Below are 12,029 nucleotides of genomic sequence, written 5' to 3' on the forward strand. Positions count from 1 at the left end.
CCTTGTGGCCGCCGACCGGGACGAGACGGGTGGTGCAGCGGCTCCGGCCCGCCATCACCACGAGGAGACACGCATGACCAAGCGCAGCAAGGCATACCGGGCCGCGATCGAGAAGATCGAGGCGGACCGGCTGTACACCCCGCTGGAAGCCGTCCAGCTGGCCCGCGAGACGTCCACGACCAAGTACGCCGCCACCGTCGAGGTCGCGCTGCGCCTCGGTGTGGACCCGCGCAAGGCTGACCAGATGGTCCGGGGCACCGTGAACCTGCCGCACGGCACCGGGAAGTCCCCGCGGGTGGCGGTCTTCGCCGTCGGCGAGAAGGCGGCCGAGGCCACCGCCGCCGGTGCAGACGTCGTCGGCAGCGACGATCTCGTGCAGCGGATCCAGGAGGGCTTCCTCGACTTCGACGCGACCGTCGCGACCCCCGACCAGATGGCCAAGGTCGGCCGCATCGCCCGTATCCTGGGGCCGCGCGGGCTCATGCCCAACCCCAAGACCGGCACGGTCACCCTCGACATCGCCAAGGCCGTCCGCGACATCAAGGGCGGAAAGATCAATTTCCGGGTCGACAAGCAGGGCAACCTGCACATCGTCATCGGGAAGACGGCCTTCACCGACGAGCAGCTGATCGAGAACTACAGCGTCGCGCTGGACGAGATCGTCCGGGTCAAGCCGGCCGCGGCCAAGGGCCGTTACCTGAAGAAAATCACTTTCACGACCACGATGGGCCCCGGGATTCTGGTCGACCCGGGCCGTACCCGCAACCTTCTCGAGGACGCCGCCGCCTGAGCCGGGCGGCACCGGCCTCGCGGTGGGCCGCGGCCGGCCGGGGGCGCGCATGCGGCCCCCCCGGCCGGCCGCGGCTTTCAAGGCCGTGTACCGTTTCGACACGGAGGCCGAAAGCGGAACGATCATATTTTTCGTATCGCCGCAGGCTCGAGTATCCTGCTTACTGAGAACCAACTGGTCACTGAGAACCAAACCGAAGACCGCTGGTCGTCGTCCCCTCGTGGGGCGGCCGAAGGTTCCGGAGCCACCGGACGGCCCGCGCAGGTGAGGGAGCATTGCCCGGGGACGGCGTTGTTTCGCCCCGGTCGGTACGCCCCGCGCGCCTGCGCCGGGGCGTTCGTCGTCTGCGGCACCTTTCGGACGACCGGCCAGACCCCATGAAGGAGCCCGATGGCGAAGCCGGAAAAGGTCGCCGCGGTAACGGAGATCGTAGACTCGTTCCGGGGCGCGTCCGCGGCGGTGCTGACCGAGTACCGCGGGCTGACGGTGAGCCAGCTCACCGAACTGCGCCGTTCGCTCGGCGAGGGCACGCAGTACGCGGTGGTCAAGAACACCCTCACCAAGATTGCCGCCGGGCAGGCCGGTATCAACGGCCTGGACGAGCTGCTGGTCGGCCCCACCGCGGTCGCGTTCGTCACCGGCGACCCGGTCGAGGCGGCCAGGGGCCTGCGTGACTTCGCCCGGGCCAACCCGGCCCTGGTGGTCAAGGGCGGGGTCGTCGAGGGCAGGCCGGTGTCGGCGGAGGACATCCGCAGGCTGGCCGACCTCGAGTCGCGCGAGGTGCTGCTCGCCAAGCTCGCCGGTGCGCTCAACGGCTCGCTGGCCAAGGCGGTCGGCCTGTTCGCGGCGCCGCTGTCCCAGACGGCCCGCCTGGCCGAGGCACTGCGGGCCAAGCGGGAGGCGGAGGCGCCCGTGGCCGAGGAGCCGGCGGCCGATGCGTCCCCGGCCGAGGCGAGCGAGTAAAAGGCGAGCGAGTAGAGCGCCAGCCACGTACAGCCCGGCGCGTCCCGCTACCCGGCCAGCCTGGCTGGTGGGGCCGACGCCGACGAGCGCCGGCCGGCCCGTCCCCGGGAGCCGCGAGCCAAGCGGTCCCCGGTGATCCCCGGTAATCCCCAGTAATGACACATAGCCACAAGTGACCCGACGGGCGGCGGCCGCGCCGTTTTCGGCCCGCTGACGCGGTACGCCCGGCCGGACTTCCTGATCCACCACGATGAAAGGACCGCCATCATGGCGAAGCTGTCGACCGACGAGCTGCTGGACGTGTTCAAGGAGATGACGCTGCTGGAGCTGTCGGAGTTCGTGAAGCAGTTCGAGGACACCTTCGGGGTGACCGCGGCCGCGCCGGTCGCGGTCACCGCGCCGAGCGCCGCGGGGCCGGCCGCCGAGGCACCGGCCGCCGAGGAGCAGGACGAGTTCGACGTCATCCTCGAGTCCGTCGGCGACAAGAAGATCCAGGTCATCAAGGAGGTCCGCGCGCTGACCAGCCTCGGGCTGAAGGAGGCCAAGGACCTCGTCGACGGGGCGCCCAAGCCGGTGCTGGAGAAGGCGACCAAGGAAGCCGCGGAGAAGGCCAAGGCAGCCCTGGAGGGCGCCGGCGCCACGGTCACCGTCAAGTAGCCATGACGCCCGCGGGCCGTTGCCCTCTCCCTCCCCGGAGACGAGAGGGCAACGGCCCGCGTGGTTGGCTCGGATTGTCCTGACGCTTCGGACCGCCCCGTCGGCGCGGGCCGCTCCGCTGCTTCGGGGTGCCCTGCCGTTTCGGGTGCCCTGTCGCTTCGGGCCGCTCCGGCAGCGGAGCCGAGGCCGCCGGGGCCCGTCGGACGGGCTGCCGAGCGTCTGCCCGGGCCGGTCGCGCCCGGGCCGGTTGTCGCGGCCGTCGGCCCGGCCGCGCGCAGACGGGCCGGGTGGGGAGCCCCGCCACGCCTCGTGCGGCCGGACGTCCCGCCCGGGCGCGCGGGCCACGTACCGGGCCCGGCCGGGGCGCGCCACGGACTTCCTCGCGCTCATTACCTCGCAACCGGTTGACGACCTTACCCGGGACGGAGTTCCATCATCTCCGAAGCGGTGACCCACACCCGTCGGGCGGCCTCCGTCAGCCAGCATCGGCTGACCGGCTTCCGCCGGGCGGTCTCCGTTGGCCGGCCTCGAGCTCAGCCTTCAGGAGTTCAGCCTTCAGGACTAGCCCTTTCCGGAGCTGGCCCTGCGGTCAGCCTTGTCAGCAGTGCAGCCATCGGCTACACTGCTCGTTTGGGCTGTCCTTTCGTCGTGCGCTCACTGCTCCTTGAGGTATGCGACGGTGCCAGCCCGCGTACGGCTTCAGTCCCTGTGCAGCCGCGCCCACCGGGCGCGACCGTCCAGACAGACGTCACGACCGAGGTAACCCGAGCGAGACCGTTGATCGCAATCCGCCACCGAAGCGCCGCCACGTCACCGGTACAGGACGACCATCCCACGCGGAGGTCCCCGTCCGAAAGCTGTCGTGACGGACTACTCGCTGACGCCCGTGTCGCGTCTGCCTGCGTTCGTGAGCCACCCGTGCACCCTGTTGGACTACCCCCGCCGACAGTCACCACAACCGTAGCGAGACACTGATCACCCGACCACCCCTACGTCGGATTGTTCTCCAGCAGGCCGAAGGCGACGCGATCATGAATTCTCCCGTGCTGCCGGAAGCCGTATCAAGGAAGCCACAGCGCCACCAGCCCGACGATCAGGCCACCGGAAGGACCACCTTGGCCGCCTCGCCTACCTCCTCCCGCATCTCGTTCGCAAAGATCATTGAGCCTCTCGAGGTCCCCGATCTTCTCGCCCTGCAGACCCAGTCCTTCGACTGGCTGATCGGCAGTGATGCGTGGGCGGAACGGGTCCAGGAAGCCATCGACGCCGGACGTGACGACGTACCCGTCACGTCGGGTCTCGAAGAGGTCTTCGAGGAGATATCCCCGATCGAGGACTTCTCCGGTTCGATGTCACTGTCGTTCCGGGACCACCGTTTCGAACCGCCGAAGTACTCCGTCGAGGAGTGCAAGGACAAGGATATGACCTACTCGGCCCCGATGTTCGTGACGGCCGAGTTCACCAACAACACCACCGGTGAGATCAAGAGCCAGACGGTTTTCATGGGCGACTTCCCGCTCATGACCCCGAAGGGCACGTTCGTCATCAACGGGACCGAGCGGGTCGTCGTCAGCCAGCTCGTGCGTTCCCCTGGGGTGTATTTCGAGAAGACCATCGACAAGGTCTCCGACAAGGACCTGTTCTCCTGCAAGGTCATTCCGTCCCGGGGTGCCTGGCTGGAATTCGAGGTCGACAAGCGGGACACCGTCGGTGTCCGTATCGACCGCAAGCGCCGCCAGTCCGTGACCGTGCTGCTCAAGGCGCTCGGCTGGGACGAGGCGCGCATTCTGGAGCGGTTCGGCGACTTCCCGTCGATGCGGGTGACCCTGGAGAAGGACCACACCTCCAGCCAGGACGACGCGCTGCTCGACATCTACCGCAAGCTGCGCCCGGGTGAGCCGCCGACCCGTGAGTCCGCGCAGACACTGCTGGAGAACCTCTTCTTCAACCCGAAGCGCTACGACCTGGCCAAGGTCGGTCGTTACAAAGTGAACAAGAAGCTCGAGGTGGACGTTCCGCACGACGTCGGCGTGCTCACCGAGGACGACATCGTCCGCACGATCGAGTACGTCGTCCAGCTGCACGCCGGCAGGGACCAGTCCTACGACGTGGACGACATCGACCACTTCGGCAACCGGCGGCTGCGCACGGTCGGTGAGCTGATCCAGAACCAGGTGCGGCTGGGCCTGGCCCGGATGGAGCGGGTCGTCCGGGAGCGGATGACCACCCAGGACGTCGAGGCGATCACGCCGCAGACACTGATCAACATCCGGCCGGTGGTCGCCTCCATCAAGGAGTTCTTCGGCACCAGCCAGCTCTCCCAGTTCATGGACCAGACCAACCCGCTGGCCGGCCTCACCCACAAGCGGCGCCTGTCCGCGCTCGGCCCGGGTGGTCTCTCCCGGGAGCGGGCCGGCTTCGAGGTCCGCGACGTACACCCCAGCCACTACGGCCGGATGTGCCCGATCGAGACGCCGGAGGGGCCGAACATCGGTCTGATCGGTTCGCTGTCGACGTTCGCGCGGGTCAACCCGTTCGGCTTCGTCGAGACGCCCTACCGCAAGGTCGTGGCCGGGCGGGTCACCGACAAGATCGACTACCTCACCGCGGACGAGGAGGACAGGCACGTCATCGCGCAGGCGAACGCGCCGCTGAGCTCCGACGGGTCGTTCGCCGAGCACCGGGTCCTGGTCCGCCGCAAGGGCGGCGAGGTCGAGTTCATCCCGCCCGACGAGGTCGACTACATGGACGTCTCGCCGCGGCAGATGGTGTCGGTCGCCACCGCGATGATCCCCTTCCTCGAGCACGACGACGCCAACCGCGCCCTGATGGGCTCGAACATGCAGCGCCAGTCCGTCCCGCTGCTGCGCAGCGAGGCGCCGCTGGTCGGCACCGGCATGGAGGCCCGCGCGGCCAAGGACGCCGGTGACGTCGTCGTCTGCGCGCAGGCCGGCGTGGTCGAGGACCTCTCCGCCGACTACATCACCGTCATGCACGACGACGGCACCCGGCGCACCTACCGGATGGCGAAGTTCCGCCGGTCCAACCAGGGCACCTGCATCAACCAGAAGCCCATCGTGGACGAGGGGGACCGGGTCGAGGCGGGCCAGGTCATCGCGGACGGCCCCTGCACGGACAACGGCGAGATGGCGCTGGGCAAGAACCTGCTGGTCGCCTTCATGCCGTGGGAGGGCCACAACTACGAGGACGCGATCATCCTCTCCCAGCGGCTGGTCCAGGACGACGTCCTGTCCTCGATCCACATCGAGGAGCACGAGGTCGACGCCCGGGACACCAAGCTCGGGCCGGAGGAGATCACCCGGGACATCCCCAACGTCGCCGAGGAGGTCCTCGCCGACCTCGACGAGCGCGGCATCATCCGTATCGGCGCCGAGGTCTCGCCCGGTGACGTGCTGGTCGGGAAGGTCACGCCCAAGGGCGAGACCGAGCTGACCCCGGAGGAGCGGCTGCTGCGCGCGATCTTCGGTGAGAAGGCCCGGGAGGTCCGCGACACCTCGCTGAAGGTGCCGCACGGGGAGTCCGGCAAGGTCATCGGGGTCCGGGTGTTCTCCCGGGAGGACGGCGACGAGCTGCCGCCCGGCGTGAACGAGCTGGTCCGGGTGTACGTCGCCCAGAAGCGCAAGATCACCGATGGTGACAAGCTCGCCGGGCGGCACGGGAACAAGGGCGTCATCGCGAAGATCCTGCCGGCCGAGGACATGCCGTTCCTCTCCGACGGCACCCCGGTGGACGTCGTGCTCAACCCGCACGGTGTGCCCCGCCGGATGAACATCGGCCAGATCCTGGAGACCCACCTCGGCTGGGTGGCCAAGACCGGCTGGCAGGTCGACACGGGCACCGAGGAGTGGAAGGAACGGCTGCGCGGCATCCGGGCGGACCAGGCGCCGCCGAACACCAACGTGGCCACTCCGGTCTTCGACGGCGCCCGCGAGGAGGAGATCACCGGTCTGCTCTCCTCGACGCTGCCCAACCGGGACGGCGTCCAGCTCATCGGGTCCAGCGGCAAGGCCGAGCTCTTCGACGGCCGGACCGGCGAGCCCTACCCGTATCCGGTGGCGGTCGGCTACATCTACATCCTCAAGTTGCTGCACCTGGTCGACGACAAGATCCACGCCCGTTCGACCGGCCCCTACTCGATGATCACCCAGCAGCCGCTGGGCGGTAAGGCGCAGTTCGGTGGGCAGCGTTTCGGCGAGATGGAGGTGTGGGCGCTGGAGGCCTACGGTGCCGCCTACGCCCTGCAGGAACTGCTCACCATCAAGTCGGACGACGTTCTCGGCCGCGTCAAGGTCTACGAGGCCATCGTCAAGGGCGAGAACATTCCCGAACCCGGTATCCCGGAGTCCTTCAAGGTGCTCATCAAGGAAATGCAGTCACTGTGCCTGAACGTCGAGGTCCTCTCCAGCGACGGCGTTTCCATCGAAATGCGTGACACCGACGAGGACGTCTTCCGCGCCGCGGAGGAACTCGGTATCGACCTGTCCCGGCGGGAGCCGAGCAGCGTTGAGGAGGTCTGACGAGTAGTGGTCTGCGGCCGGGTGACCGCCAGCGGCCGGAGGCGGCGCGACCAGGGGGCCATGGGGACCATGGGGACCACAGGATGATCCTCCTGGAGCCGCCGCCCCCGCGCCGCCGCGGTCGCGGACCACACGGCCGGGACACGGCAGCCGGTAGCCTCCGGGCCCCGGCCGTGTCGCGGCACCCCCGCCGACCTTGGACAAACTGACGGCCCACGCCCCCCGCCGCCGCCATCCGCACGAACACCTGCCGGCGACAGCGGGCAGCCAGACGGCAGAGAGAGAAGACACGTGCTCGACGTCAACTTCTTCGACGAGCTGCGCATCGGCCTCGCCACCGCGGACGACATCCGCCAGTGGTCACACGGCGAGGTCAAGAAGCCGGAGACGATCAACTACCGTACCCTCAAGCCGGAGAAGGACGGGCTCTTCTGCGAGAAGATCTTCGGCCCGACCCGGGACTGGGAGTGCTACTGCGGTAAGTACAAGCGCGTTCGTTTCAAGGGCATCATCTGCGAGCGCTGCGGTGTCGAGGTCACCCGCGCCAAGGTGCGTCGGGAACGGATGGGCCACATCGAGCTGGCCGCGCCGGTCACCCACATCTGGTACTTCAAGGGTGTCCCGAGCCGGCTCGGCTACCTGCTCGACCTGGCGCCGAAGGACCTTGAGAAGGTCATCTACTTCGCCGCCTACATGATCACAAGCGTGGACGCGGACGCGCGTCACCGCGACCTGCCCACCCTCGAAGCCCGGATCTCCGTCGAGAAGCAGCATCTCGAGGACAAGAAGAACGCCGACGTCGAGACCCGGCAGAAGAAGCTGGAGGCCGACCTCGCCCAGCTGGAGGCCGAGGGCGCCAAGGGCGACGTCCGGCGCAAGGTGCGGGAGGCGGCCGAGCGCGAGATGCGCCAGATCCGCGACCGCGCCCAGCGGAAGATCGACGATCTGGGCCGGGTGTTCGACCGTTTCAAGGGCCTGAAGGTCCAGGACCTCGAGCCGGACGAGCTGCTCTACCGCGAGCTGCGGGACCGTTTCGGCCAGTACTTCGAGGGCGGCATGGGGGCGGAGGCCCTGCAGCGCCGGCTCGTCGACTTCGACCTGGCGGCGGAGGCCGAGTCGCTGCGGGAGACCATCCGCAGCGGCAAGGGGCAGAAGAAGGCCCGGGCGCTGAAGCGTCTCAAGGTCGTCTCGGCCTTCCTCAACACCCGCAACTCCCCGAACGGGATGGTGCTCGACTGCGTCCCGGTGATCCCGCCGGACCTGCGCCCGATGGTGCAGCTCGACGGTGGCCGGTTCGCCACGTCCGACCTCAACGACCTCTACCGCCGGGTGATCAACCGGAACAACCGGCTCAAGCGGCTGCTCGACCTCGGCGCGCCCGAGATCATCGTCAACAACGAGAAGCGGATGCTGCAGGAGGCCGTCGACGCGCTGTTCGACAACGGCCGCCGCGGCCGGCCGGTGACCGGGCCGGGCAACCGTCCGCTGAAGTCGCTGTCGGACATGCTCAAGGGCAAGCAGGGCCGGTTCCGGCAGAACCTGCTGGGCAAGCGCGTCGACTACTCCGGCCGTTCGGTCATCGTCGTCGGCCCGCAGCTCAAGCTGCACCAGTGCGGCCTGCCCAAGCAGATGGCCCTGGAGCTGTTCAAGCCGTTCGTGATGAAGCGGCTGGTCGACCTCAACCACGCGCAGAACATCAAGTCGGCCAAGCGCATGGTGGAGCGGGCCCGCCCGGTCGTCTGGGACGTGCTCGAAGAGGTCATCACCGAGCACCCCGTGCTGCTCAACCGCGCGCCGACCCTGCACCGGCTGGGCATCCAGGCGTTCGAGCCGCAGCTCGTCGAGGGCAAGGCCATCCAGATCCACCCGCTGGTCTGCACCGCGTTCAACGCGGACTTCGACGGGGACCAGATGGCCGTGCACCTGCCGCTGTCCGCGGAGGCGCAGGCCGAGGCGCGCATCCTGATGCTGTCGAGCAACAACATCCTCTCGCCGGCGTCCGGGCGTCCGCTGGCCATGCCGAGCCTGGACATGGTGACCGGGGTGTTCCACCTCAGCCGGCTGGCCGTGGGCGCCCGCGGCGAGGGGCGGGCGTTCTCCAGCGTGGCCGAGGCGCAGATGGCCTTCGACGCGCGGGAGATCGAGCTACAGGCGAAGATCAAGGTCCGGCTACGCGACACCACGCCGCCGCTGGACTGGGCCCCGCCGCCCGGCTGGGCAGCCGGCGACCCGTTCACCCTGGAGACCACCTTCGGCCGCTGCCTGCTCAACCAGGCGCTCCCCGAGGGCTACCCGTTCCTGAACTACCTGATGAACAAGAAGGCCCAGGCCGCGATCGTCAACGACCTGGCGGAGCGCTACCCGAAGATCCAGGTGGCCGCGACGCTGGACGCGCTGAAGAGCGCCGGCTTCTACTGGGCCACCCGCTCGGGGGTGACCGTCGCGATCGAGGACGTTGTCGCGCCGCCGAACAAGGCGCAGATCCTCGACGAGTACGAGCAGCGGGCCGAACGAGTGCAGAAGCAGTTCGACCGAGGCTTCCTCTCCGACGACGAGCGCCGCGCCGAACTGGTCCAGATCTGGAACGAGGCGACGAACAAGGTCGCCGAGGCCATGGAGGCCAACTTCCCGGAGACCAATCCGGTCGCCGTGCTGGTCAACTCCGGGGCCGCCGGGAACATGATGCAGATCCGGCAGCTCGCCGGGATGCGCGGACTGGTCGCCAACCCCAAGGGCGAGATCATCCCGCGTCCGATCAAGGCGAACTTCCGCGAGGGGCTGAGCGTGGTGGAGTACTTCATCTCCACGCACGGCGCCCGCAAGGGCCTGGCCGACACGGCGCTGCGGACCGCGGACTCCGGGTACCTCACCCGGCGTCTGGTCGACGTCAGCCAGGACGTCATCGTCCGTGAGGACGACTGCGCCACCGAGCGCGGCATCGCCACCCGCATCGCGCGCAAGGGAGCGGACGGCGTGCTCGTCCGCGACCGTTACGCCGAGACCGCGGCCTACGCGCGCACGCTCGCCTCGGACGCGGCGAACGCCGCCGGTGACGTGGTGGTACCGGCCGGCACCGACCTCGGCGACGTGGTCATCAGCAAGATCATCGATGCCGGGATCGAGTCGGTGAAGGTGCGTTCCGCCCTCACCTGCGCGGCCCGGATGGGTGTCTGCGCGCAGTGCTACGGCCGGTCGCTGGCCACGGGCAAGCTCGTCGACGTCGGCGAGGCCGTCGGTATCGTCGCCGCCCAGTCCATCGGTGAGCCCGGCACCCAGCTGACGATGCGTACCTTCCACAGCGGTGGCGTCGCCGGCGACGACATCACCCAGGGGCTGCCCCGTGTCGTGGAGCTGTTCGAGGCCCGTTCCCCCAAGGGCAAGGCCCCGATCAGCGAGGTCTCCGGGCGGGTGCGCATCGAGGAGACCGAGAAGACCGTCAAGGTCGTGGTCATCCCCGACGACGGCAGCGAGGAGATCGCCTACCCGGTCTCCCGCCGGTCGCGGCTGAAGGTCGAGGAGGGCCAGCGCATCGCCGTCGGTCAGAAGATCGTCGACGGCGCGGTCGACCCGCACGAGGTGCTGCGCATCCTCGGCCCGCGTCAGGTGCAGCTCCACCTGGTCGACCAGGTGCAGGAGGTGTACCGCTCGCAGGGTGTGTCGATCCACGACAAGCACATCGAGATCATCATCCGGCAGATGCTCAAGCGGGTGAACGTGCTGGAGTCGGGGGAGACCACGCTCCTGCCGGGCGAGCTGGTCGAGCGGGCCCGGTTCGAGGAGGAGAACCGTCGGGTGGTCGAGACCGGCGGTCAGCCGGCTTCGGCCCGTCCGGTCCTGATGGGGATCACCAAGGCGTCCCTGGCGACCGAGTCGTGGCTGTCGGCCGCATCCTTCCAGGAGACGACCCGGGTGCTCACCGACGCCGCGATCAACGCCCGGTCGGACTCGCTGGTCGGCCTGAAGGAGAACGTCATCATCGGCAAGCTCATCCCGGCGGGTACCGGCATCTCGCGGTACCGCAACATCCGGGTCGAGCCGACCGAGGAGGCACGGGCGTCGGTGTACTCGGTCAGCGGCTACGAGGAGGGCGCGACCGTGGAGTACGGCGCGTTCGGCACCGGCAGCGGCCAGGCCGTCCCGTTGGACGACTTCGACTACCGCAGCACCGGCGGCGACTACCGGTAGTTCTCGCTACCCGGTAGTTCCTGCCACGCAAGTGCTCCAGGCGGCCCGGGTGGGCGTCCCTGCCGGACGTTCACCCGGGCCGCGTTGCTGTGTGGATCCGGCCTCGCGCCTGGCCATCGGTCAACAGGGCAGACGTTGCCTGGTACGGCACTACGCTGGACAGCGCCGGGTAGATCTGCCGGCCTGCACCAGGGAAGCACCGCATCGGCACGATGCCGAGGGGAGCACCGCATCGGCACGATGCCGAGGAGGAGACGGCGATGACGACGGCACTGCCGGAGGACAGCTGGCTGCTCCGTATACAGCCGCAGCCCGCGCGGGTGACCGCCGCGGAGTACGAGGCGCTGCCCGAGGAGATCGCCAGGGCGATCGAGATCGTCGACGGCTACGTCGTCTTCTGTGAGGCGCCGACTCCGGATCATCAGACCGCCGGCCGTCGCCTCGCCAACCTGCTGGAACGGCACGCACGGCGCGCGATGGCCCGCGGCCACGGATGCCTGGCCGTCAACAACGACGTCGATCTCCGGCTGCGTGACATCCCGCTGCTCAACCGCCGCCCGGATGTGATCCTCTACCGCTGTCTCGACCGCGCGGCCGGCGAACGTCTCCGCGCGGAGCACGCCCTGCTCGTCATCGAGATCGTGTTGCCGGGTTCGGAGACCCAGGACACCACCGACAAGCTCGGTGAATACGCCAGGGCCGGCATCGCGCACTACTGGATCACCCGGCTCGACAACGACGGCGTCACGAGCATCGAACGCTACGCGCTCGACCGGGCGACCCTGCTCTACAAGCACCTGGGCACGTTCATGAAGGACGAGGCCGGCGGAGCGCCTGAGGTCACCAACCCGATCCCGGTCACCGTCGACTGGGACGACCTGCTCTTCTGACCACCG

The 12,029-nt window shown here is 68.9% G+C and carries 6 protein-coding genes; all 6 read left to right on the top strand.

Features of this window, described 5'->3' with window-relative positions; translation table 11 throughout:
• Positions 1–73 precede the first annotated feature (73 nt).
• The 6 genes from rplA to AC5LUJ_RS01740 all read left to right on the top strand — a co-directional run bounded on the left by rplA (position 74) and on the right by AC5LUJ_RS01740 (position 12,023).
• Positions 74–790 carry a 50S ribosomal protein L1 gene (rplA, locus tag AC5LUJ_RS01715; RefSeq protein WP_250282068.1) on the top strand — a complete coding sequence of 239 codons (717 nt, stop codon included), beginning with the start codon at positions 74–76 and terminating at the stop codon, positions 788–790.
• A 390-nt stretch (positions 791–1,180) separates the two neighbouring features.
• The gene (gene rplJ / locus AC5LUJ_RS01720; protein ID WP_250282070.1) at positions 1,181–1,753 is read left to right on the top strand and encodes a 50S ribosomal protein L10; all 573 of its coding nucleotides are present in this window, start codon (positions 1,181–1,183) and stop codon (positions 1,751–1,753) included.
• 267 nt (positions 1,754–2,020) lie between these two features.
• Complete coding sequence (gene rplL, locus AC5LUJ_RS01725; RefSeq protein WP_250282072.1) at positions 2,021–2,410, top strand: 50S ribosomal protein L7/L12; 390 nt, start codon at positions 2,021–2,023, stop codon at positions 2,408–2,410.
• A gap of 1,115 nt (positions 2,411–3,525) precedes the next feature.
• Complete coding sequence (gene rpoB, locus AC5LUJ_RS01730; RefSeq protein WP_250282074.1) at positions 3,526–6,948, top strand: DNA-directed RNA polymerase subunit beta; 3,423 nt, start codon at positions 3,526–3,528, stop codon at positions 6,946–6,948.
• Between the two features lie 291 nt (positions 6,949–7,239).
• Complete coding sequence (locus AC5LUJ_RS01735) at positions 7,240–11,133, top strand: DNA-directed RNA polymerase subunit beta' (RefSeq protein ID WP_250282077.1); 3,894 nt, start codon at positions 7,240–7,242, stop codon at positions 11,131–11,133.
• Between the two features lie 260 nt (positions 11,134–11,393).
• A complete protein-coding gene (locus tag AC5LUJ_RS01740; protein WP_250282080.1) occupies positions 11,394–12,023 on the top strand; it encodes a Uma2 family endonuclease in 630 nt (209 codons plus the stop codon).
• The last annotated feature ends 6 nt before the right edge of the window (positions 12,024–12,029 follow it).

Source organism: Protofrankia sp. CiP1_Cm_nod3, from assembly GCF_982290655.1.